This window comes from Streptomyces sp. NPDC048269 (assembly GCF_040652395.1).
In the GTDB taxonomy this organism is placed as follows: Bacteria; Actinomycetota; Actinomycetes; order Streptomycetales; family Streptomycetaceae; genus Streptomyces.
The window spans coordinates 286,821-310,077 of sequence record NZ_JBEZLW010000001.1 but is presented as its reverse complement, the minus strand read 5'-3'; the positions used below and the strand labels follow the sequence as shown (position 1 = coordinate 310,077).

Below are 23,257 nucleotides of genomic sequence, written 5' to 3'. Positions count from 1 at the left end.
GCGATAGCGGTCCGACTGAACGTTCGACGTGCCGCACAAGTTCCTGGGCAAAGCCTTTCCCATGACCCGTCAGAGCACTGTAAGCCGGACCTGTGCATCTGCCTCCATTCTTTATATCCGACATTTCACATGCATCCCCAGTCCCCGGTCCCGACGCCCGCCGGGCTGTCGGTGGCACCATGACCCAGTGACCCACGCAACGCCGCGCCCCATCCAGGTCGTCGCCCACCGCGGCGCCTCGGAGGATGCCCCCGAACACACCCTGGCCGCCTACCGCAAGGCCATCGAGGACGGCGCCGACGCCCTCGAATGCGACATCCGGCTCACTGCCGACGGCCATCTGGTGCTGGTCCACGACCGCCGGGTGAACCGCACCTCCAACGGCCGCGGCGCCGTCTCCGCCCTGGAGCTGGCCGATCTCGCCGCCCTCGACTTCGGCTCCTGGAAGGACCGCGAAGAGTCCCCCGACTGGGACGCGGACCCCGAGCGCACTTCCGTCCTCACCCTGGAGCGCCTGCTGGAGCTGGTCTCCGACGCCGGACGGCCGGTGCAGCTCGCGATCGAGACGAAGCACCCGACCCGCTGGGCCGGACAGGTGGAGGAACGCCTCCTGTTCCTCCTCAAGCGGTTCGGCCTGGACGCCCCGCCCGCCGACGGCCCGCACCCGGTGCGCGTGATGAGCTTCTCGGCACGCTCCCTGCACCGGGTGCGGGCGGCTGCCCCGACGATCCCAACCGTGTACCTGATGCAGTTCGTCTCGCCCCGGATGCGCGACGGCCGGCTGCCCGCCGGGGTGAAGATCGCCGGCCCGGGCATGCGGATCGTGCGCAACCAGCCCGGATTCATCCGCAAGCTCCAGGCCGCGGGGCATTCCGTCCACGTGTGGACGGTGAACGAACCGGAAGACGTTCAGCTGTGCGCTGATCTCGGTGTAGAAGCGATCATCACGAACAGACCTCGGCAGGTTCTGTCCCAACTTGGACGCTGACGTCCCTATTTACCCACGGCCCCCTCTCGCCCCTCCGGTCACAGGGTGTGCCCCGGCGCATCCGTTCCGCATTCATGCGACATGAATGCGTCAGAGGGCTCCGCTGCGGCGGTTTCCGGTCCAGGCCAAAGGGGCATCCAGACCATGCGTGGGGCTAAGGAGGTTCCGGGGGTGGCGTTGGTGGTGGCACAGGAAGTGCCCACGTCGTCGTACATGGATGTACGCCATGGTCCTGCGGGCGTGGGCGAGGCCAGACAGCGGATGCGCGAGCAGTTGCGTATCAGCGGGGTGTCCGAATCGGTCGTGGACGATGCCGTACTGATCCTTTCCGAACTGCTCAGCAACGCTTGTCGACACGGCAGGCCACTGGGCGCGCGGGAAGTCGGGGACGGGGAGATACGCGCCGCATGGCGCGTCGACACAGCGGGACGACTGACGGTCGAGGTCACGGACGGGGGCGGGCCCACTCGCCCTGTTCCTTCGACGCCCTCGGTCACCGCGCGCGGTGGACGGGGGCTGAACATCATCAGCGCCCTGGCCCAGGACTGGGGTGTCCGGGATGGAGCGGAGGGCGAGGTCACCGTCTGGGTGATCGTTGCCTGTGGGCCCCGGCACGACGATTTCGCTACGCGCGTTGCGCCCCCGGCGATCGACTTCAGCACGGCCTTCGACGATCTGGAGCCGTGAACGCGGGATCCCGATCCCGATCACCGCAGTAATCCGGTGATCAGGAGTAATCGTAGTAGTACCGGTCATCCGCGCAGGCGGCCCTCCGGGAGCGCACGCCGACCGTGCTCCCGGCCGCACCCCACCGGTTCCGGCGGTACGAACGGCTAGGCTCGCGCCCAGACACGACGTCGTACCGCCGCAACCGGGAGACACCCACGATGGCCAAGAAGCGCCCCGCAGCCAAGACTGCAAAGCCGCAGCTCAACAACGGTGAGATCCCGGTGGTGGGCGCCCGCGAACCCTGCCCCTGCGGATCGGGGCGCCGCTACAAGGCCTGTCACGGCGCAGCCGCCGCGCACGCCGTAACCGAGCACGTGCAGCGCCCGTTCGAGGGACTGCCGGGCGAGTGCGACTGGGTCGCGCTGCGCGAACTCGTGCCCGCGGCCACCGTTCCGCTGTCCCTCAAGGGCGGGCTGCCCGAGGGCGTCCCCTCCGTCACACTGGTCACCGTGCTGCCCATGGCCTGGCCGGCGCTGCGCCGCGAGGACGGATCCGTCCTGCTCGGCCTGCAGAACGACTCCTCCAGCGGGGACCTCAGCCGCGACATGGCAGACACCCTGGAGCGGGCGCTCGCAGCGGAGCCCGGTACTCCGGTTGCGGCTCGCCGGGTTCCGGCCGAGGGACCGCGACTTCAGGATCTCCTGGACGCCGACGGCGTTTTCGAGCCGGTTGTGCACAGCGGCTTCGAATTCTGGATTCCGGAATCGGAGAGCGCCCAGAGCGCCTCCCCGGAGATCGCCGCCTCGCTGGAGCGCGCCAACGCGGCCGCCATTCCCACCGTCAAGCTGGCCGACGTCGACGCGTCCTACTGGTGCGAGACCCCGGAGAAGAACCACCTGCGCTGGGTCATGCCGCACCCCGAGGAGAAGCTGCTCGACGCCCTCGCGCGGCTGCACGCGGCCGGCACGTCCTCTCTCGGCGAGGGCACCCGACTGGTCGGTTCCTTCCGTGCGCACGGCCTGATGGTTCCGGTCTGGGACCTCCCCACCGGGGTCACGGCCGACGACGTCGAGAAGCCCGCGGCGGAGTTCGCGGAGCGGCTGGCCACGGCTCTGGCCTCGGACGCACCGCTCACCACGGAGGAGCGCCGGGCGCGCGGCGGACTCACCAACCGCCAGGTCACCCTCAGCTGACCCGCACTCCCGCGCAGGCCCGGTGACCGGAGTCACAACTCCCGCTAATCGTCTGCAAATCGGTGTCTGAATATCAGAGATCGAATTTGCGTACAGGCGATCTCTTGTTACCGTTCTTGTAGCCCGGTCGCTGGTGCATCCCCCGTCGCCAGCGACCGGGCCCTTCCATTTCCTGCGGTACTCACCCGTCACTCGGTGCTGGTGAGTTGCTCCCGGACCGAAGCAGCAGCTGCCCTTCATCATCCGGAACTGCAAATTCCGCTACAGCCGAGTAGCTGTCCGGCGCCCCGGCCGAATCCTCTTTGGGCGTCTCGCACAGCCCCGGCTCGTCGCCCGCGCCGACCGCGCACCGGATCTGCACCGTACGCCCGGCCGGCCCCATCACTGTCAGCACCGCGTCCAGAGCGCGACCACTGGTGTTCCGGTAGTAACTCCGGCCCCACGTCTGACCTTCACCCTCCAGGATGCAGGTCTGCGCCTCCACCCCGTGCGGCGAGGACAGTTCGGGGCCGCACCGGGAATCCGTACGCGGCTGCTCGGCCGGGCCCTGCCGAGCGGGAGGACCAGCCGGCGACGCCGAAGGCGCGGGCGGCTGAGGAGAGGTGCGCGACGTACTCGATGGGCTCGAAGAGTCCGAAAGCCCGAGCGTCGAGAACAAGCCGCCGCCTTTTCCGTCAGCCTGACCGGCGAAATCCGGCCCGGCGATCGCTCCTGCGAGCGGGAGCGACAAGAGGATCAGCACACCGGCGCCGATACCGATCAGGCGGAGATTCATTCGCCGAAGATAGCGATGCGGGAATGGCGCACGGAGATCCCCGCGCCCAATTCCCTTGGAAACTCGTTCCGCTGACACCCGTACGAGTGATCAGCCGATCCGGGGCAGGTCAGTACGCGAGCCGGCTGCCGCCGCCCGGTGCACCGCTGCTCGCCTCGACCAGCGCGTGCACGACCGCCTCGACCTCGGGCAGCCAGAGCTCAGGCGCGCGCACAGGCCGGGCCGGCCCCGCCGGTCCAGCCGGTCGTACCGGACCCGCCGGACGCGGCGGTCCCGGAAGAGGTTCCCGTTCCCACCGCACCTGGCCCCCGCTCGACGCGGCGGAGGGTGGCAGCAGGAGGTAGCCGCCCTCACCGTGGAAGCGCAGCGAGGACGGCACGTGGTCCTTGGTGTACAGGAGTTCGCCGAGTCGCTCCAGTGAGTACGGCGCCACCAGCAGTGACCAGCGCGTCGGCGTGGCCACGACCGGCCCGAGCCGCATGCCTTGAGCGTCCAGCCGTACGAGGGCCCGCGCGGCCGCGGCGGCCGGGAGGCTCACCGCGCACGGAGCGGTTCCGCCGGTGGCCATCAGGACAGGGGCGGTGGGCCGGTTGGTCCACCACCAGGCCACCATCCGGGGGTCGGTGGTGGCGGCGAGCAGCCCCGGGTCGAAGGGGTGCGCGCCGGGGACGACGCAGTCGGGGTCGGGACAGGCGCAGCGCGATCCGTCCGTGGCGGACCGGCCGACGCCGGGCAGCACGGGCCACTGCCATGCGGTGGCGCAGGTGAGCGCCGCGTCGAGGAGAGCCGACGTGCCGCCGGCCTCTTCCGGGGCGCGGCGCAGGGATTGAAGACGATCGCGGAGCCGCTGGAGACGCCTTCCGAGGATCTCGCGCATGAGCGCTCGTTCCTTTCCGTTGAACGTCGAGGGCCACATCACACCATGTAAGCGGTTTCTCACCACACGTACACGTTTCGCGTCACTGTCCGCAATAAGCAGGTTCACACGGTTCGTGCAGTTTTCTTACGGGTCCATCAAACGTCCGGCGGGGCGGAACGCGAACCACACCGGATACCGAGACCGGCTGCCGCCGCTAAGGACGGCGGCCCGCGCCGGGCGGTTCCCCGCGCTTGCCCGAGCAGTACCGAAGCGGCACCAGGCGGCGCCAACTGGCTCCGAGCACTACCGATTACGTACCCGGACCCCCTACGGCGCCCGTCCAGTCGACCGCAAAAACCGTCCGCTTCCGGCTTTTTCCGGCCAAGTTCTAGCCTTGGCTGGACAGTGAGTTGCCGCCCCACGGACACCAGGATTCCCACCTGGGCAATGCTGGACATGCATCCATGTGTGCGTGTAGATGTGGATTCCTTGATGGCGGCGCAGCACGATCTGGGGGTTTGCGATGCTATATAGCGAATCGCACCAGGTGGAAAGGCGGACGCCATGAGCGCCCCGCATCTGCCGAAAGTGGCTGGAATCGATCCTGCAGTGACGACGTCACCGCACACTGTGGCGCCCACGACCGCACGCACCACCCCCGCCCCGGCCCCGGCACCCGGACCGGGCAGCCTCATCCAGGACCGGCTGGCGGGCATGGTCTCGGACCTCACCACCCTCCACGAACTCACCGAGCGCCTGGCCCGCACCAGTGATCTCGACTCCTCCCTCCACGAGTTCCTGCGTGCCGGTGCCGCACTCGTCGGCGCCCGCCGCGGCCTGATCGTCCTAGAGCCCTCCGACGGGCTCGGCCCCACGCACACGATCGGCCTCGGACTCGGCCACGCCGACCTCGGCCACATCGAGACGGTGCCGCGCAGCGCCACCTCGTACGGCCGCATCCTCGACGGCCTCTCCGACGCCCACGGCGGCTCCGAGATGCTCCCCGAACCGGGCGGGCCCGCCGGCACCGGGGGTTTCGCGGCCCCCGTCGACCCCCGCCACCGCGAGGTCGCCGCCCGGCTCGGCTACGCCGCCAGTTACGCCCTGCCGCTGACCGCCGAGGTCACCGGCAGGCTCGGCGCGGCCGTCTGGCTCTACGACGAGCAGGCCGAGCCCAACGACCGCCAGCGCGACCTCGCCGGGCTGTACGTGCGGCACGCCGCCGAGCACCTGGCCCGGATGCTCGAGGTGGAACGCTCCCGCTCCCGCCTGGCCTCCATCAGCGAGGAACTGCTGCCCAGCCGGCTCCCCCGGATCCCCGGAGTCCAGCTCGCCGCCCGCCACCACACCGGTCCACGCGGCGGCGGCGACTGGTACGACGCCCTGCCGCTGCCCGAGGGCGCCCTCGGGCTGGCCGTCGGCTCCGTCACCGGATCCGGGCCCAGCGCGGTCGCCGCGATGGGCCGGCTCCGGGCCTCGCTGCGCGCCTATGCCGTCATGGAGGGCGAGGACCCCGTCGCCGTCCTGTCCGACCTGGAGCTGCTGCTGCGCCTCACCGAGCCCGCGCGCTCGGCCACCGCGCTCTTCGCCTACTGCGAGCCCCTCGCAGGCCCCGGTGCGGGCAGCCAGGGGAGCAAAATCATCCTGGCCGGGGCCGGGCACACCCCGCCGCTGCTGATCGGCGAGCGCCGCACCGAGTACGTGGAGACGTCGCTCTCCGCGCCGCTGGGCATGCTGTCCTGCTGGGAAGCGCCGAGCGTGGAGATCGAACCCGCACCCGGAGAAACGGTGCTGCTCTACACGGACGGGCTGCTACGGCGCACCGGAGACTCGATGGACCGGGCCTACGCCCGGCTGCACGCGGCGGCCGCGGGGGTTCCCCGTACCGCCCGGGACGACCCGGCCGCGCTCTGCGACCACATCCTGCGGACCGTGCTGCCCGAAGGGGAGCCGGCTGACCTCCCCGAGGACATCGTGCTGCTCGCCGCCCGGTTCGAGTGAGCTGGGGCGATTTAATCGGTTGCGGCTGTTTTGTGCCAAACAGCACATGCCCCCTCCGGGCGTTTCCCCTCCCACCTACGATGGACAGGGCCCACACCCAGGTCCACACCCATCGCAGCTGAGGAGAAGACGTGGCTGACGAGCTCACCCCGGAGACCCCGGAAGAAGAGCAGCCCAAGAAGACGCACAAGCAGCGCAAGAACGGGCTGTACCCGGGCGTCAGCGACGAACTCGCCGAGAACATGCGCACCGGCTGGGCCGACACCGAACTGCACGGGCTGGAGCCCATCGCCCAGGCCGCGCACACCGCCGCCCGCCGCGCCGCACTGTCCGCGCGCTTCCCCGGTGAGCGGCTCGTCGTCCCGGCGGGCCGTCTGAAGACCCGCTCGAACGACACCGAGTACCCGTTCCGCGCCTCGACCGAGTACGCGTACCTCACCGGCGACCAGACCGAGAACGGCGTCCTGGTCCTGGAGCCCACCGGTGAGACCGGCCACACGGCCACCGTCTACCTGCTGCCGCGCTCCAACCGCGAGAACGGCGAGTTCTGGCTCTCCGGCCAGGGCGAGCTGTGGGTCGGCCGCCGCCACTCCCTCACCGAGGCCGAGCAGCTCCTGGGCATCCCCGCCAAGGACGTGCGCGAGCTCGCCGAGGCCCTCACCGAGGCGGAGGGCCCGGTCCGCAACGTGCGCGGCCACGACTCGCTCATCGAGTCCGCCCTCACCGACAAGGTGACCAAGGAGCTCGACGAGGAACTGCGCGTCTACCTCTCCGAGGCCCGCGCCGTGAAGGACGACTTCGAGATCGGCGAGCTGCAGAAGGCCGTCGACTCCACCGTCCGCGGCTTCGAGGACGTCGTGAAGGTCCTGGACAAGGCCGAGGCCACCTCCGAGCGCTACATCGAGGGCACTTTCTTCCTGCGCGCCCGCGTCGAGGGCAACGACGTCGGCTACGGCTCCATCTGCGCCGCCGGCCCGCACGCCTGCACCCTGCACTGGGTCCGCAACGACGGCGACGTCCGCTCCGGCGACCTGCTGCTCCTCGACGCCGGGGTGGAGACGCACTCCCTGTACACCGCCGACGTCACGCGCACGCTGCCGATCAACGGCTCGTACACCGACATCCAGCGCAAGATCTACGACGCGGTCTACGAGTCCCAGGAAGCCGGCATCGCCGCGGTCAAGCCGGGTGCGAAGTTCCGCGACTTCCACGACGCCTCCCAGCACGTGCTGGCCGAGAAGCTCGTCGAGTGGGGCCTGCTGGAGGGCCCGGTCGAGCGCGTCCTGGAACTCGGCCTGCAGCGCCGCTGGACCCTGCACGGCACCGGCCACATGCTCGGCATGGATGTCCACGACTGCGCCGCCGCGCGCACCGAGGCGTACGTCGACGGCACTCTGGAGCCGGGCATGTGTCTCACGGTCGAGCCAGGTCTGTACTTCCAGGCCGACGACCTGACCGTGCCCGAGGAGTACCGCGGCATCGGCGTCCGGATCGAGGACGACATCCTCGTCACCGAGGACGGCAACCGGAACCTGTCGGCCGGGCTGCCCCGCACCTCGGACGAGGTCGAGGCCTGGATGGCGCGCCTCAAGGGCTGACGATCAGGGGCTGAGCCCTCTGCGTGACGATGGGCGGGATCCGATGGGCGGGATCCCGCCCATCGGCGTACCTACCGCTTGGCGTACCTGCGACCCGGCGCGCCTACGACACCTTCAGCAGCGCGTCGTCGCGCCACTTCAGCATCTTGTCGAAGGTCACCACCGCGCCGCGGCCCGGCCTGTTGCGGAAACGGACGTGATCGGCGAGTTCCTCGATCAGGTGCATGCCCCGGCCGTGCTCGGCCAGCGAGGGTCTGTGCCGGGTCTCCGCGGGGGGCGGGAACCCCGGCCCCGAATCGGTCACCTCGATACGGCAGCGGTCCCCGTCCAGATAGGCCGTGACGTGGTACGCCTCGGTCTCGTCCGCGATGCCGCCGCTCCCGCCGTGCTCCACCGCGTTCGCACACGCCTCGCTCAGCGCCACCGAGAGGTCGAAAGAGATGTCCGGGTCCACCCCCGCGGTCTCCATCGTCCCCAGCAGCAGTCGCCTGGCGAGCGGCACGCTCGCGGCTTCGCGCCTCAAGTGGAGAGACCACCAGATGCTCATACGGTTACCTATTGCCGCCTATGGGGAGCCGTAAGCGCCCGTCGGCCGTCCGAGCGCTCCATTGCCCTCGTTCGGCCGATGCGGCTCTCCCGGACCCCGGTGTATGCGGCGCCGCCTGGCCGTAGCAGCCGAAGAAGCCCATCGCGGACGCATGGGACCTTCCGGACCTGCCGTATGGAGGCCTTGAGGGCAGTGCGATGATGGCCCGGCCATGACCGACCCCCACGCGCCGCACGCCGGAACCGGCCTCCGGCTGATCCGGGCCGCGGTGTTCACCGCGGTCTGTGTCGTGCTGTCCGCGGCCGGGCACGCCCTGGCGTCCTGCGCCACCGTGCCCTGGTGGTCCCTGTGCACGGGCTTCCTCGCCGTCTTCGCCGTCGCAGCTCCGCTCGCGGGCCGCCGTCGCGCGCTGCCCGGCATCGCCGCCGGGCTGGCCGTGGGGCAACTCGCTCTGCACGCGCTGTTCGGCCTGGGCCAGCACCGCGTCGCGGCCGTGCAGGCACCGGCTGGGACCTCCGACGGCTCGCTGGCGGAACTCGCCGCCAGGCTGGTGTGCGGGGGCAATTCCGTACCGCTCAGCCCGGCCGACGCCCGCCAGATCCTGGAGTCCGCCGGTCTGGACCCGGCTGCTCTGACCGCACAGGCCGGACAGCTGACCCAGGCGGGGCAGGTCGTGGCTCAAGGCCACAACGCTCACACCCACGTGACCCAGGCCGCCACGGCGGCACCCGCGACCGGGCTGTTCAGCCCGGCCATGCTGCTCGGCCACCTGCTGGCGGCTCTGGCCGTCGGCTGGCTCCTCGGCCGTGGCGACGCCGCACTGTTCCGGCTCGTGGAACTCTCCCGGATCTCCGCCGAAGCCGCCCCGGTACGCCCGCTGCGTGCCGCCCTGGCCTTCGTACGCGCCCTGGGCGCCGGACTCCCGGGCGCGCCCGCCCGTACCGCGCGGGTCCCGCGGACCGAGGCCGATCCCGCGACCGCTTCCGGCCGGGAGGCACTCCACCACTCGGTGATCAGGCGCGGGCCGCCCAGGGCGCTCGCCCTCGCAGCCTGACGCGGCACCCTCCTCCCCGGAACTACACGGCGGGAGCACCGGTGCCGCGAACTCCGCGCGCGCCCGCGCCCGGAGCCGTCGTCACCACCGATTCCGTGGAGTGTTCCTGCCATGAAGGCCTCTCGCGTCTCCTTCCCCGCCGCCCTCGCCGCCGGTACCGTCCTGGTCCTCTCCGGCACTGCCTTCGCCCACGTCGGCGTGCAGCCCGGCGAAGCCACCAAGGGCGGCTACGCGACCATCAACTTCAAGGTCCCCAACGAGCGCGACAACGCGGCGACCACCCAGCTGGAGGTCAACTTCCCGGTCGACCAGCCGCTCACGTCCGTGATGCCGCAGGACGTTCCCGGCTGGACCGTGAACGTCGAGAAGACCAAGCTCGACAAGCCGCTGACCGTGCACGGCAAGCAGATCAACGAGGCCGTCACCAAGGTCACCTGGTCAGGCGGCAAGATCGAGTCGGGTAAGTTCCAGCAGTTTCCGCTCTCCTTGGGCAAGCTCCCCGAGAACGCCGACCAGATGGTCTTCAAGGCGATCCAGACGTACGACAACGGTGAGGTCGTCCGGTGGATCGAAGAGGCCAAGGAAGGCGCTGCGGAACCGCAGAACCCGGCGCCCGTCCTGAAGCTGACCGCCGCCAAGGGCGACGACCACCACGGTGACGCCAAGACCGACCAGGCCAAGAACGCCGACAAGGGCGCCGGCCACGGCCACGACGAGGCCGCCGGCAAGAACGGCTCCGACACGACCGCTCGAGTCCTCGGCATCGCCGGCATCGTCATCGGACTCGGCGGTGTCGCCTTCGGCGTCGCCTCGCGCCGCCGCTCCGCCTGACCGGTCGCGCCCGTAGGCCCTGTCGTTCTCAGACATCCGTAAATCCCCGAATCCCAGGGACAACTCTTCATGCGCACCACACGTGTGACGGTCGCCGCTCTCCTCGCGGCGGCCGCGCTCACCCTGACCGCCTGCGGCGGCCAGCCCGTCGACCCCGGCAAGGTCACCCAGATCTCCGGCGGCCAGAACAAAGCCAAGGCCGCGACCGTTCTGGACCGCCCCTTCACCAAGCCGGAGCTGGTCCTCACGGACACCACCGGCAAGCAGTGGAACCTGCGGGAGCAGACCAAGGGCAAGCCGACGCTGATCTACTTCGGCTACACCAACTGCCCCGACGTATGCCCGCTGACGATGAGCAACATCGCCGTCGCCAAGAAGGCGCTCCCCCAGGCGGACCAGGACAAGCTCCAGGTCGTCTTCGTCACCACGGACCCCGAGCGGGACACTCCCGACTCCCTCGGCGCGTGGCTCAGGTCCCAGGATCCGGCCTTCACCGGGCTCACCGGAGACTTCGCCGCCATCCAAGCGGCCGCGCGCTCGCTCGGCATCGGTATCGAGGCGGCCACGAAGGAGGCCGACGGCAGCGTCGTCTCCATGCACGGCGCCCAGGTCATCGCGTTCTCGCCCAAGACCGACGAGGGCTACGTCCTCTACGGCGAGGGCGCCACCGTCGACGACTACACCAAGGACCTGCCGAAGATCATCAAGGGAGAGAACCCGTGAACGCCCGCACCACCCGCACCCTCGCCGCCGCCCTCTCCCTGACGGCAGCGTTCGCCATATCCGGCTGTTCCGGCTCCCAGGACGACGCGGCCAAGCCCGCGCCGGCCGTCAGCGACGCCTTCATGCCCGAGCCTGTCAACGACAAGATGGCCGGCGCGTTCATGGTCATCAAGAACGGCTCCAAGACCGCCGACAAGCTCACCGGCGTGACGTCCACGCTCTCCGACGATCTGCAGATCCACGAGACCAAGGACCAGAAGATGCAGCAGGTCCCCTCCCTGGACGTACCTGCCAACGGCGAGCTCAAGCTGGAGCGCGGCGGCAGCCACATCATGTTCATGGGCCTCAAGACCACCCCGAAGGTCGGCGACAAGGTCACCGTCGAGCTGCGCTTCGAGAAGGCCGACCCCGTCAAGGTCGAACTCGACGTGAAGGAACGGACGTACACCGCGCACAACTCCAACGCCCACTGACGGACCGAGGAAGCCACACGCCATGACGGCCACCGCCCCCGCCCCCTCCACGGTCCACGCCCGGGCCACGGCAGTTCTGCCGCGGCTCGCGCTGGTCCTCGCAGCCCTGCTGGCAACCCTGTTCACCGCGGCCTCCCCGGCCACGGCACACGCCGCACTCACCGCGAGCGACCCCAAGGACGGGGCGGTGGTCGCCACGGCCCCCGCCCAGGTCACGCTCTCCTTCTCGGAGCAGGTCGCCATGGGCGACGACTCCATCCGCGTACTGGACCCCCAGGGCAAGCGGGTGGACACCGGCGAACTGCGCGACATGTGCAGCGGGAACACCGTCCGCTACGGCACCGCCCTCCACTCCGGGCTGCCCAACGGCACCTACACCGTCGCCTGGCAGGCCGTCTCCGCCGACAGCCACCCGATCTCAGGAGCCTTCACCTTCTCCGTCGGAGCGCCCTCGGCCACCGCCGTCACCCTCCCCGCCCAGCAGGCGGGCGGCGGTCTGGTCGGCATCGCGTACGGGATCGCCCGCTACGCCGCCTACGCCGGCTTCACCGTCCTCGTCGGCGGCGCCGCCTTCATCCTGCTGTGCCTGCGCCGGGGAGCCGCCGAACGCCCGCTCCAGAAGCTCGTCGTACGCGCCTGGGTGACCCTCACCGCCGCCACCCTCGCGATGCTGGTCCTGCGCGCCCCGTACACCGGGGCGGGGAGGTTCGCCGACGTCTTCGACCTCGACGCGCTGAAGGCAGTCCTGGAGACCAAGTCCGGCGCCTCACTCGTCTCCCGGCTGCTCCTGCTGGGTGCGGCCGCCCTGTTCATCGCCGTCCTCTTCGGGGTCTACGCCCGCCGCACGCAGCGTGCCGCGACGGCGGAGGAAGCCAAGGACACCAGCGACCTCACCTTCGGCCTGGGAATCGGCGGCGCCGTCGTGTCCGGCGGCATCGCCGCCACCTGGTCCCTGTCCGAGCACGCCTCCACGGGCATCCAGCCCGGTATCGCCATGCCCGCCGACATCCTGCACCTGCTGGCCGTCGCCACCTGGCTCGGCGGCCTCGCCGCACTGCTCGTCTCCCTGTACAAGATCCCCGGGATCGAGCGGGCGGCGGTCCGGCGCTTCTCCAAGGTCGCCTTCGTCAGCGTCCTGGTACTCGTCGTCACCGGCGTCTACCAGTCCTGGCGCCAGCTCGGCAGTTGGTCCGCCCTCACCGGCACCTCGTACGGACGGCTGTTGCTCCTGAAGGTCGGGCTGGTCACCGTCCTCGTCGGCATCGCCTACATGTCCCGCAAGTGGACCGCACGGCTCGCCGAGGCCCCCGAGGACTCCGCCGATGTTTCACGTGAAACAGTCACCGCCACCGCCGATGTTTCACGTGAAACAGAACCCGTCACCGTGCCCGCCGACCCCCAGCGGGCCGCCCAGCTCGCCCGGCAGCGCGCCGCCCGCGAGAGCGCGCGCGAAAAGCGGGTGCGTGACGCCGACCCGGAACGCGCGGGCCTGCGCCGCTCCGTCCTCGCCGAGGCCGGTGTCGCCGTCGTCCTGCTCGCGGTCACCACGGTCCTCACGAGCACCGAACCCGGGCGCACCGTGGAGCGGGAGGCGGCCCGAGGCTCCGCCACCACCGCCGTTCCCGACCGCGCCGTCAAGATCACCCTGCCCTTCGACACCGGCGGCCCGAACGGCAAGGGGAACGTCCGGCTCGAACTCGACCCGGGCCGGGTCGGCGCCAACACCCTGCACCTCTGGGCCGACTCCGACGACGGCAGGCCCCTCGACCTCCCCGAGATCAAGGTGGCCTTCACCCTCCCCGCGAAGGACATCGGCCCCCTGCCGCTGCTGCCCGACCGCGCCGCCCCAGGACACTGGACCGCGTCGGGCGTACAGCTTCCGCTCGCCGGCGAATGGCGCATCGACGTGACCATCCGTACCTCCGACATCGACCAGACGACCGTCCAGAAGACCGTGAAGATCGGCTGACCAGCGTGACCGAGAGCCACCCCGACATCGAGATCTCCCGCCGCCGCCTGCTGGGCACCGTCGGCGCCGCAGGCGCCGCCGGGCTCGCGCTCGGCGCCGCAGGCGGCGCCCTCGCGCACTCCGCGCTCGGCGACTCCGGGAACGCCTCCGCCACCGGGGGCGCCGCGCGCCTGTCCTCCCTCGGTGCCACCCAGGCCCCCTTCCACGGCGACCACCAGGCCGGCATCACCACGCCCCTGCAGGCCAAGGGGCACCTGGTCGCCTTCGACCTCGCCGCCGGCGCAGGCCGCCCCGAGGCCGCGGCGCTGCTGCGCCGCTGGTCCGAAACCGCCCGTCGGCTCATGGCGGGCGAGACCACCGCGACCGAGGACACCGGCATCGCCCTCGACGCCGGTCCGTCATCCCTCACCGTCACGTTCGGCTTCGGCCACTCCTTCTTCGAGCGCACGGGCCTGACCGCCCGCCGCCCCGCCGCCCTCGACCCGCTGCCGGACTTCTCCTCCGACCGGCTGGACGACCGTCGGAGCAACGGCGACCTGTGGATCCAGATCGGTGCCAACGACGGGCTCGTCGCTTTCCACGCCCTGCGCGCCCTCCAGAAGGACGCAGGGGAGGCCGCCCGCGTCCGCTGGCAGATGAACGGCTTCAACCGCTCCCCCGGCGCCACCGCCTCCCCGATGACCGCCCGCAACCTCATGGGCCAGATCGACGGCACCGGCAACCCGAAGCCCTCGGAGCCCGACTTCGACAAGCGGATCTTCGTCCCCGCGGCGGGACCCGGACCCGCCGAACACTCCTGGATGGCCGGGGGCTCGTACGCCGTCGTCCGGCGCATCAGGATGCTGCTCGACGACTGGGACAAGCAGTCCCTCGCCCAGCAGGAGCAGGTCATCGGCCGCACCAAGGCCACCGGTGCCCCGCTGACCGGCGGCGGCGAGACCACCGCGATGGCGCTCGACGAGATCGGCTCCGACGGCAAGCCGGTCATCCCCTCCAATGCCCACGCCCGGATCTCCGCTCCTGAGCAGAACGGCGGGGCCGCCATGCTGCGGCGCCCGTTCTCCTTCCACGACGGGATCGGGGCCGACGGCGCCCCCGACGCGGGGCTCCTCTTCGTGTGCTGGCAGGCCGACCCACTACGCGGCTTCGTACCCGTCCAGCGCAAGCTCGACCGGGGCGACGCGCTGTCCGCGTTCATCCGGCACGAGTCCAGCGGCCTGTACGCGGTTCCGCCCGGCCCCCGCACTGGGGAGTACGTGGGGCAGCGGCTGCTCGAAGCGTGAACGCCGCCCCTGCGGGCAACACCCCGGCATTAGGCTGATCGCATGTCGGCCACCCGATTCACATATCTCGGTCCCGAGGGCACTTTCACCGAAGCCGCCCTCCGCACGCTGCCGGAAGCCGCGACCCGGGAGCTCGTCCCGATGGTGTCGGTCCCGGCCGCCCTGGACGCCGTCCGCAACGGCGAGGCGGCTGCCGCTCTGGTCCCGATCGAGAACTCGGTGGAGGGCGGCGTCACCGCCACCCTCGACGAGCTGGCCTCCGGCGAGCCGCTGATGATCTACCGCGAGGTGCTGCTGCCCATCGCCTTCGCGCTACTCGTACGGCCGGGCACGTCCCTGTCGGACGTCAAGACGGTCACCGGGCACCCGGTCGCCCAGCCCCAGGTCCGCAACTGGCTGCGGGCGAACCTGCCGGACGCGGTGTGGGAGTCGGCCGCCTCGAACGCCGACGGCGCCCGGCTGGTCCAGGAGGGCCGCTTCGACGCGGCGTTCGCGGGCGAGTTCGCCGCCGCCACCTACGGGCTCGTCCCGCTGGTGACCGAGATCCACGACGCGGAGAACGCCGAGACCCGCTTCGTGCTCGTCGGGCGCCCCGCCCGGCCAGCCGCCCCGACCGGCGCCGACAAGACCTCCGTCGTGCTGTGGCTCGGCGACGACCACCCCGGTGCGCTGCTGGAACTCCTCCAGGAGTTCGCCGTCCGCGGGGTCAACCTGATGCTGATCCAGTCCCGGCCGACCGGCCAGGGGATCGGCAACTACTGCTTCGCGGTCGACGCCGAGGGCCACATCTCCGACCGGCGCGTCAGCGAGGCCCTCATGGGCCTCAAGCGGACCTGCCCCCAGGTCCGCTTCCTCGGTTCCTATCCGCGTGCGGGTGTCGCTCAGGGTGACGTCCGCGCTCCGCGGCCCGGAACCTCCGACGGTGATTTCACGGCAGCCTCCGACTGGCTGACGCGTTGCCTCGACGGCCGGGCCTGAGACTTCGTCCACTGTCCACAGAGTTATCCACAGGCGGAGATGGGGGCCTGGGGACAAGTCGACAGAACGGCACGACAAGGTCGACAAATCGGTCGTGGGGCCCAGGTTTCGCGCTGAGGAGCGGGAGGTGAACGGCGTCACCCCCGCATCGCGGATCAACTCTTTGGGGCGAGCCATTCCCACCCGAATGAGCGTGTCAGGGTGGTTTGAACCGTGATTCGCCCCGGCCGACCACGGGCCGTGAATGGTCTGTTCCCGTGTCCACAGATCCGGCACACAGCCTGTGGATAAGATGGGGGCGACGGGAATTCCTGTGGACAAGGAAGCCCTTCCGGCCCTGCTCAGGCCGTTACCCGCCCTCGGCGATGTGCCCCTTTTCAGGGAATGGGCCCGCATTTCTCGACCGCCCGGGAGGCATCACTTCCGGCCAGCCATCAAGACTTATCCATTTGCGGCAATTGAGACATAGCGACACGCAGCGTGATATCGGTGTGATCCCAGGAACCCCAGCCCGGTAGCCTGGTGGGGTGATTGACCTCCGGCTGCTCCGTGAAGACCCTGACCGTGTCCGCGCCTCGCAGCGCGCCCGTGGAGAGGACGTCGGGCTCGTCGACGCACTGCTCTCCGCCGACGAGCGCCGCAGGTCCTCCGGCGCGCGCTTCGACGAACTGCGCAATGAGCAGAAGTCGCTCGGCAAGCTCATCCCCAAGGCCTCTCCGGAAGAGCGGGCCGAGCTGCTGAAGAAGGCCGAGCAGCTCAAGCAGGACGTCAAGGCGGCCGAGGCCGAGCAGAACGAGGCCGACGAAGCCGCCAAGCAGCTCCTCCTCCAGCTGGGCAACATCGTCCACGAGGACGTCCCGGTCGGCGGCGAGGAGGACTTCACCGTCCTGGAGACGCACGGCACCATCCGCGACTTCGCCGCCGAGGGCTTCGAGCCCAAGGACCACCTGGAGCTCGGCGAGTCGCTGGGCGCCATCGACGTCGAGCGCGGCGCCAAGGTGTCGGGCTCGCGCTTCTACTACCTCACCGGTGTGGGCGCGCTGCTCGAACTCGCACTGGTCAACGCGGCCATCGCGCAGGCCACCGAAGCCGGTTTCATCCCCATGCTGACCCCGGCCCTGGTCCGCCCGCGCGCCATGGAGGGCACCGGCTTCCTCGGCCAGGCCGCGGAGAACGTGTACCACCTGGAGAAGGACGACTACTACCTGGTCGGCACGTCCGAGGTCCCCCTCGCCGCGTACCACATGGACGAGATCATCGACGCCGACAAGCTGCCGCTTCGGTACGCCGGCTTCTCGCCGTGTTTCCGCCGCGAGGCCGGCACGTACGGCAAGGACACCCGCGGCATCTTCCGCGTCCACCAGTTCGACAAGGTCGAGATGTTCTCGTACGTCGCGCCGGAGGAGGCCGAGGCCGAGCACCAGCGGCTCCTCGAGTGGGAGAAGCAGTGGCTCACCAGCCTGGAGCTGCCGTTCCAGGTGATCGACGTCGCCACCGGCGACCTGGGCTCCTCCGCCTCGCGCAAGTTCGACTGCGAGGCCTGGATCCCGACCCAGGGCAAGTACCGCGAGCTGACCTCCGCCTCGAACTGCGACGGCTTCCAGGCCCGCCGTCTGTCGATCCGCTACCGCGACGGCAAGAAGACCCAGCCGCTGTCCACGCTGAACGGCACGCTGTGCGCCGTACCGCGCACGATCGTCGCGATCCTGGAGAACCACCAGCAGGCCGACGGCACCGTTCGCGTTCCCGCGGTGCTCCGTCCGTACCTGGGCGGTCGTGAGTTCCTGGAGCCGGTCACCAAGTGAGTCCGGCCCCGTTCCCGTACAAGCTCGTCGCGACCGATCTCGACGGCACGCTGCTGCGTGGCGACGACACCGTCTCGGAACGCACCCGTGAAGCGCTCGTCGCGGCCACCGCGGCGGGCGCGGCGCACATCATCGTCACCGGCCGTGCCGTGCCCTGGACGCGGCACGTGCTGGACGATCTCGGCTACAAGGGGATCGCCGTGTGCGGGCAGGGTGCTCAGGTCTACGACGCCGGCGGGCACCGGCTGTTGACGTCGGTGACGCTGGACCGGCAGCTGGCCGGTCTGGCGCTGTCGAAGCTCGAGGCCGAGATCGGTCCGCTGGCCCTGGCGGCCAGTCGGGACGGGGTGGACGGCGAGGTGCTGTTCGGCCCCGGTTACCAGGTGCAGGAGGGCCTCCCGGCCGTCTACCTGGAGGACACGGCGGCGGTGTGGACGGCCCCGCTGAACAAGCTGTACATCCAGCACCCGGGGCTCGACGACGACGCGCTCGTCAAGGTGGCCCGGGCGACCGTGGGCAGCCTGGTCGACGTCGTGATGGCCGGTCCCGGCATCGTGGAGATACTCCCGCTGGGGCTGACCAAGGCCACCGGCCTCTCACTGGCGGCGCGCCGGCTGGGGGTGAAGGCGGCGGACACGATCGCCTTCGGCGACATGCCCAACGACATACCGATGTTCGGCTGGGCAGCACACGGGGTGGCCATGGCCAACGCCCACGCGGAGCTCACGGCGGTGGCCGACGAGGTGACGGCCTCCAACGAGGAGGACGGCATCGCGGTGGTGCTGGAACGCCTGCTCGGCGCCGCGTAGGCGCACGACCTACGCATGCACGACCTACGCGCGTACGACGTACGAGAGGTCCGGGACAGCCCGCGCCGGATGGCGCGCTCGAAGTGGCTGTCCCGGACCTTTTGTTGCTCCCCGCACGACTCACTCTGCCCCGGACAGAACCCCCTTACCAGCGATTTTCCGTGCGCCAACCGCATCAGCCGTGGATCCGGCGGCGGCGCCAGTGGCGGCAAAGACCCACATCGCGAACGTCCACGCGAAGCTCGGAGCAGGCAACCGGGTCGGGATCGCCGCGTGGGCGTGGGAGCACGGTCTGGCGAAAGCCGAAGCCGGCTAGCGATGTTTCACGTGAAACAGAGGCCGTGTTTCACGTGAAACAACGTGGCGGGTGAGCGGCCAGGCGAGCAGGCCGACGCAGAGCGCGATGGCGTGGCCGAGGTCGGTGAAGGTGCCTCCGGTGACGAGGGGGATCCCGAAGAAGGCGACGGCCCCCGCGAGGTAGAGCCATTTCCAGGGACCGGGGAGCCGGTAGGTGAGGACTCCGACGGCGGCCGCGAGCCCGTAGCTGACGCCGATGTCGACGACATGGGTCATGCTGCGCGGGGCACGGTGGTCCTGGATGGCCATCATGAGGACCTTCTGGCTGACCAGTGTGGCGACGATGTGGGCCGTCGCGACGATCAGGAGCCAGCGAAGGGTGCCGAGCCAGCGTTCGACGGGGGCGTGGAACAGCTCGAAGAGCAGGGCGTAGAGGGCGAGCGAGGCGGGGCTCGCGATCCAGAAGGCGCTGCTGAGGAGCGCCCGTACGGGGTGTTTGACGAGCTGGTGGATGTTGCTGCTGTTGCGGTGGAGCAGGACGTGATCGACCCGGTCGGGGGCGATCACGACGACGACGCTGGTGATGGCGATGATCAGCAGCCAGATGTGCGTGCCGGGCGAGGAGCGTATCCAGGACCGTATGGGCCTGGACGGCTCGGGCTCGGCGTGCTCGATCATGCACCGATGATGACGCGCGAAGCTGTGCCTCGCCTGGCCGGTGGGCCGGGCGGGGCACAGCTTCGGGCGGGGAGGCCGCGAGGGCGGCGGCAGGGTCTACTCCTCGCCGGCCAGGGTGAGACGGCGCAGCTTCTGGCCCGCGTAGAGGGTGGCGCCGACGGTGACCACGGAGAGCAGGACCACGGCGGTGGGCAGGCCGACGGTGGCGTCGACGTATCCGTCGCCCGCTACCTTCTCGGCGAGGGACAGTGCCCACTGCTGGACGCTGAGGGTCTTGGCTCCGGAGACCAGGCTGCCGAAGAGCGACTCCCAGATCAGGGCGTAGACCAGACCGAAGACGACCGCGTGCCGGCTGACGGTGCCCAGGAGCAGGAACAGCGCGCTGTAGGCGATCGAGGCCACGAGGGCGGCGACGGTGTAGGCGACGGCGATCTGCTGTCCGTTGCCGTTGAGGATGAAGCCCGCGATCAGGGTGGGGATCGCGGAGAAGGCCATGGTGACGGCGATCGCGACGATCAGCTTGGTCATGATGATCGTCGGACGCTTCACCGGCTTGGAGAGCAGGTAGACGATCGATCCGTCGTCGATCTCGGGCCCGATGGCGCCCGTACCTGCGATGACACCGATCAGCGGGACCATCGTGGCGAGGGCGAAACCGCCGAGCAGGTCGGCGGCGACCTTGTCGTCGACACCCGTGAGCGCGCGGACGGCGATGGAGATGAGGATCAGCAGGGCGGGCAGCAGAAAGAGGATCAGCGCCCGGCGGCGGCCGAGCAGGGCCCGGTAGGTGAGCCGGGCAACGGTGGGGTTGTACATGGGTGCCAGCTCCTTCAGGCCGCGACGAGGTAGGAGAAGACCGACTCGAGGGACTCGTCGGAAGGCGAGACCGTCAGCAGCCGGATGCCGTGCGCGCGGGCGACCCGTGGCAGCAGCTCTGTGAAGCGGCCGAAGTCGACGGCCTGGATGCGCAGGGCGCCTTCCTTCAGGTCGACCTCGATACCGGCCGTGGACGGGTCGGCGATCAGGGCCGCGGCGAGGGCCCGGTCGTCGGAGGAGCGGACGAGGTAGCGGTGCGGGCGGTCCGTCATCAGGCGTCGGATCTTGCGGAAGTCGCCCGAAGCGGCGTGCCGGCCGGCGACGACCACCTCGATGTGGGAGGCCAGTTGCTCGACCTCCTCCAGGATGTGGGAGGAGAACAGGACGGTGCGCCCGTCGTCACCCATGCGCCGCAGCAGGTCCATCAGCTGCATGCGCTGGCGCGGGTCCATCCCGTTGAACGGCTCGTCGAGGAGCAGTACGGACGGGTCGTGGACGAGGGCGGACGCCATCTTCACGCGCTGGCGCATGCCCTTGGAGTACGTGGAGATCTTGCGGTCCTGGGCGTACTCCATCTCGACCGTGGCCAGCGCCCGCTGGGCGGCCGCGTCGTCGAGCCCGTGGAGTTCGGCGTTGGCGACGACGAACTCACGGCCGGTGAGGAAGTCGTACATGGCCTCACGCTCGGGCACGACGCCGATCTGCTTGTAGACCTGCTCGTTGCGCCAGATCGGCGTGCCGTCGAGGGTGACGGTGCCCGTGGAGGGGGCGAGGAAGCCGCCCATCATGTTGATGAGCGTGGACTTGCCCGCGCCGTTGGGGCCAAGGAGGCCGGTGACACCGGGCGCGATGCGCATGGTCACGTCGTTGACGGCGACGACGTTGCCGAACCAGCGGGAGGTGTGGTCGATGTCGATGATGGTCACAGCCCGGCCTTCCGGTAGCGGGCCATCAGGGCGGCGTAGGAGCCGGCGATGAGGCCGAGGACGACGAGCAGGTAGACGAAGCCGGTAGCGGCCGAGGGGCCCTCGCCGCCGGGGAAGGCGGAGGTCGCGCCGAGGAAGGCCGTCTGGACACCGTCGATCAGGGTGATCGGGGAGAACAGGCCCAGCCAGTCGATGGCTCCGGCGTTCCCGGTGTTGTAGGAGATGCCCTGGACCGCGGTCACCGCACCGTACGGGATGAGCAGCACGGCGATGATCGCTGCGACACCGAACCCGCGGCGCGGGGTGAGCGCGGCCATGACCAGGCCGAGGCCCGCGAAGAGCAGCGACAGCAGCAGTACCGACACGAGTCCTTGCCCGAATCCCTTGGTCTGGTCACCGAAGTCGAACTTCGCCAGCAGCGAGCCGATCCACATGATCAGCAGCGGGGTGGCGGTGAGGATGAACAGGGCCGATGCCATGGCCGCGTACTTGGCCACGACGTAGTCGACCCGCTCGATGGGCCGTGAGAAGTAGAGCGGCACGGTCTTGAAGCGCAGGTCCCGGGAGACCGACTGGGGTGCCTGGGAGGCGAGGTAGAGGCCGATGACCACCTGGGTGGTCAGGGCGTACGTCGTGTACTTGATCGGCAGTTCCGTGGAGCCGGGAACGGCGATGGCCACCGCGACGAGGATCAGCGCGGGGACGCACATCACCGCGAAGAGGATCATCGGCAGCACCTTGGACTTGGCGGAGCGGCCGAGTCCGTAGGCGCCGCGCAGGGACTGCGAGAACAGCGACTTGCGGGCGTAGGCGCGGCCGAGCCGGGGACCGTCGTAGGACCGGTAGCCGATGTTGTGGATCTGGGTGGAGGTGTCAGGCGCCATCGGAACCGGCTCCCTTCTGCTGGATGGGCTGCGCGGGCTGGTCGTTGTCACGGAAGACCTCCGCGATGTGGTGGCGGCGCTGCTCCATGCGGACCAGGCCGATACCGAGGTCGGCGACGGTGTCGCGGACGGTGTCGTACGTGTCCTCGCCCGTGGCCTCCACCAGGAGGATGTGGCCGGCGCCGGGCAGTCCCTGCTCCTCGGCCGCGTGGAGGGTGAGCCCCGCCGCGCTGAGCGCCTTGCGCAGGGCGGCGGTGCCGTCCGGGTGCGCGTCGGAGTCGGTGACCTCGACCGCGAGGGTCGTGGTGATCTGGGTGAAGTCGCTGGTGGAGCTGGAGCGCAGCAGCTTGCCGCCGTCGACGACCACGACGTGGTCGCAGGTCCGCTCCAGCTCGCCGAGCAGGTGGGAGGTGACCAGGACGGAGATGCCGAAGTCGGTGTAGACGCGGCGGATCAGTCCGAGCATCTCGTCGCGGCCGACCGGGTCGAGCCCGTTGGTCGGTTCGTCGAGGAGGACCAGCTGGGGGTCGTGGACGAGCGCCTGGGCCAGCTTGACGCGCTGCTTCATGCCCGTGGAGTAGCCGCCGATGGGGCGGTAGCGCTCCTCGTAGAGGCCTACGTGGCGCAGGGTGTCGGCGGTGCGCTCCCGGGCCGCGGTCGGCGGGAGCCCGGACATGCGGGCCATGTGGACGACGAACTCGGTGGCCGAGACGTCAGGTGGCAGGCAGTCGTGCTCGGGCATGTAGCCGACGCGTTCACGGATGGCGCTGCCATGCGTGGTGACGTCGAGGCCGAGCACGGCGGCGCTGCCCTCGGTGGCGGGGGACAGTCCCAGCAGAATTTTGATCAGCGTGGACTTGCCGGCTCCGTTGGCACCCACGAGGCCGGTCACACCAGGCCCGATGTCCAGGGAGAGCCGGTCGAGGGCGGTCACTCGGGGGTACCGCTTGCTCAGGCTTTCGGTCGCGATGACAGTCACGGGTTTGACGTTAGTGGCGGCGCTCCCGCGAAACGTCAGACCTTGAGCTGGATCCCGTCTCCGCCTTCAGGCGTACATGCCCGTACTGGAGGCTGATGTGGCCCGGACAACTTTGTCCACAG

At 70.2% G+C, this 23,257-nt stretch carries 21 protein-coding genes and 2 pseudogenes; 15 read left to right on the top strand and 8 right to left on the bottom strand.

Going from position 1 to position 23,257, the window contains the following annotated elements:
- Positions 1-187 precede the first annotated feature (187 nt).
- The 3 genes and pseudogenes from AB0D48_RS01520 to AB0D48_RS01510 all read left to right on the top strand — a co-directional run bounded on the left by AB0D48_RS01520 (position 188) and on the right by AB0D48_RS01510 (position 2,850).
- Positions 188-988 carry a glycerophosphodiester phosphodiesterase gene (locus AB0D48_RS01520; protein ID WP_362389577.1) on the top strand — a complete coding sequence of 267 codons (801 nt, stop codon included), beginning with the start codon at positions 188-190 and terminating at the stop codon, positions 986-988.
- A gap of 85 nt (positions 989-1,073) precedes the next feature.
- Positions 1,074-1,675 (top strand): annotated as a pseudogene (locus tag AB0D48_RS01515) (ATP-binding protein).
- Between the two features lie 200 nt (positions 1,676-1,875).
- Positions 1,876-2,850, top strand: coding sequence for a DUF5926 family protein (locus tag AB0D48_RS01510; protein WP_362389575.1), 975 nt, complete (start codon positions 1,876-1,878; stop codon positions 2,848-2,850).
- A gap of 181 nt (positions 2,851-3,031) precedes the next feature.
- Here AB0D48_RS01510 and AB0D48_RS01505 read toward each other — a convergent pair whose 3' ends face one another.
- Entirely contained in the window at positions 3,032-3,625 is a 594-nt protein-coding gene (locus tag AB0D48_RS01505; RefSeq protein WP_362389573.1) for a hypothetical protein, read from the bottom strand.
- 109 nt (positions 3,626-3,734) lie between these two features.
- A complete protein-coding gene (locus tag AB0D48_RS01500; protein ID WP_362389571.1) occupies positions 3,735-4,502 on the bottom strand; it encodes a bifunctional DNA primase/polymerase in 768 nt (255 codons plus the stop codon).
- A 546-nt stretch (positions 4,503-5,048) separates the two neighbouring features.
- On the opposite strand from AB0D48_RS01500, the gene AB0D48_RS01495 reads away from it, so the two are divergent.
- A complete protein-coding gene (locus AB0D48_RS01495; protein ID WP_362389569.1) occupies positions 5,049-6,485 on the top strand; it encodes a PP2C family protein-serine/threonine phosphatase in 1,437 nt (478 codons plus the stop codon).
- A 131-nt stretch (positions 6,486-6,616) separates the two neighbouring features.
- Positions 6,617-8,083, top strand: a complete 1,467-nt coding sequence (locus AB0D48_RS01490) for an aminopeptidase P family protein (protein ID WP_362389567.1) — start codon at positions 6,617-6,619, stop codon at positions 8,081-8,083.
- 103 nt (positions 8,084-8,186) lie between these two features.
- Here AB0D48_RS01490 and AB0D48_RS01485 read toward each other — a convergent pair whose 3' ends face one another.
- Positions 8,187-8,630, bottom strand: a complete 444-nt coding sequence (locus AB0D48_RS01485) for an ATP-binding protein (RefSeq protein WP_362389565.1) — start codon at positions 8,628-8,630, stop codon at positions 8,187-8,189.
- Positions 8,631-8,841: 211 nt separating this feature from the next.
- Here AB0D48_RS01485 and AB0D48_RS01480 point away from each other — a divergent pair, with 211 nt between their 5' ends.
- The 10 genes and pseudogenes from AB0D48_RS01480 to AB0D48_RS01435 form a co-directional block, all read left to right on the top strand.
- Positions 8,842-9,684 carry a hypothetical protein gene (locus AB0D48_RS01480; protein ID WP_362389563.1) on the top strand — a complete coding sequence of 281 codons (843 nt, stop codon included), beginning with the start codon at positions 8,842-8,844 and terminating at the stop codon, positions 9,682-9,684.
- A gap of 111 nt (positions 9,685-9,795) precedes the next feature.
- Positions 9,796-10,515 (top strand): YcnI family protein, encoded by a 720-nt coding sequence (locus AB0D48_RS01475; RefSeq protein ID WP_362389561.1) that lies wholly within the window; start codon positions 9,796-9,798, stop codon positions 10,513-10,515.
- A gap of 69 nt (positions 10,516-10,584) precedes the next feature.
- Positions 10,585-11,238 (top strand): SCO family protein, encoded by a 654-nt coding sequence (locus AB0D48_RS01470; RefSeq protein ID WP_362389559.1) that lies wholly within the window; start codon positions 10,585-10,587, stop codon positions 11,236-11,238.
- On the top strand, positions 11,235-11,711 hold the full coding sequence (locus AB0D48_RS01465; protein WP_362389557.1) for a copper chaperone PCu(A)C: 477 nt from the start codon (positions 11,235-11,237) through the stop codon (positions 11,709-11,711). Before AB0D48_RS01470 ends, AB0D48_RS01465 begins: the two co-directional genes overlap by 4 nt.
- Positions 11,712-11,733: 22 nt before the next feature.
- Positions 11,734-13,680, top strand: coding sequence for a copper resistance protein CopC (locus tag AB0D48_RS01460; protein WP_362389555.1), 1,947 nt, complete (start codon positions 11,734-11,736; stop codon positions 13,678-13,680).
- 5 nt (positions 13,681-13,685) lie between these two features.
- Positions 13,686-14,963, top strand: a complete 1,278-nt coding sequence (efeB, locus tag AB0D48_RS01455; RefSeq protein WP_362389553.1) for an iron uptake transporter deferrochelatase/peroxidase subunit — start codon at positions 13,686-13,688, stop codon at positions 14,961-14,963.
- 42 nt (positions 14,964-15,005) lie between these two features.
- Positions 15,006-15,941, top strand: a complete 936-nt coding sequence (gene pheA / locus AB0D48_RS01450) for a prephenate dehydratase (protein ID WP_362389551.1) — start codon at positions 15,006-15,008, stop codon at positions 15,939-15,941.
- Positions 15,942-16,468: 527 nt separating this feature from the next.
- Positions 16,469-17,746, top strand: coding sequence for a serine--tRNA ligase (serS, locus tag AB0D48_RS01445; RefSeq protein ID WP_362389549.1), 1,278 nt, complete (start codon positions 16,469-16,471; stop codon positions 17,744-17,746).
- Entirely contained in the window at positions 17,743-18,555 is an 813-nt protein-coding gene (locus tag AB0D48_RS01440) for an HAD family hydrolase (RefSeq protein ID WP_362389547.1), read from the top strand. The genes serS and AB0D48_RS01440 overlap by 4 nt, the downstream gene beginning before the upstream one ends.
- A gap of 208 nt (positions 18,556-18,763) precedes the next feature.
- Positions 18,764-18,871 (top strand): annotated as a pseudogene (locus AB0D48_RS01435) (DNA-binding response regulator); the annotation flags it as partial.
- Here AB0D48_RS01435 and AB0D48_RS01430 read toward each other — a convergent pair.
- The 5 genes from AB0D48_RS01430 to AB0D48_RS01410 form a co-directional block, all read right to left on the bottom strand.
- On the bottom strand, positions 18,868-19,530 hold the full coding sequence (locus AB0D48_RS01430; protein WP_362389545.1) for a rhomboid-like protein: 663 nt from the start codon (positions 19,528-19,530) through the stop codon (positions 18,868-18,870). The pseudogene AB0D48_RS01435 and the gene AB0D48_RS01430 overlap by 4 nt on opposite strands.
- A gap of 96 nt (positions 19,531-19,626) precedes the next feature.
- Positions 19,627-20,346, bottom strand: coding sequence for an ABC transporter permease (locus tag AB0D48_RS01425; RefSeq protein WP_362389543.1), 720 nt, complete (start codon positions 20,344-20,346; stop codon positions 19,627-19,629).
- A 14-nt stretch (positions 20,347-20,360) separates the two neighbouring features.
- A complete protein-coding gene (locus AB0D48_RS01420) occupies positions 20,361-21,272 on the bottom strand; it encodes an ABC transporter ATP-binding protein (protein ID WP_362389541.1) in 912 nt (303 codons plus the stop codon).
- Positions 21,269-22,156, bottom strand: coding sequence for an ABC transporter permease subunit (locus AB0D48_RS01415; RefSeq protein ID WP_362389539.1), 888 nt, complete (start codon positions 22,154-22,156; stop codon positions 21,269-21,271). The genes AB0D48_RS01420 and AB0D48_RS01415 overlap by 4 nt, the downstream gene beginning before the upstream one ends.
- Positions 22,146-23,135: an ABC transporter ATP-binding protein gene (locus tag AB0D48_RS01410; protein ID WP_362389537.1), complete on the bottom strand. Its 990-nt coding sequence runs from the start codon at positions 23,133-23,135 to the stop codon at positions 22,146-22,148. Before AB0D48_RS01410 ends, AB0D48_RS01415 begins: the two co-directional genes overlap by 11 nt.
- Positions 23,136-23,257: the final 122 nt, after the last annotated feature.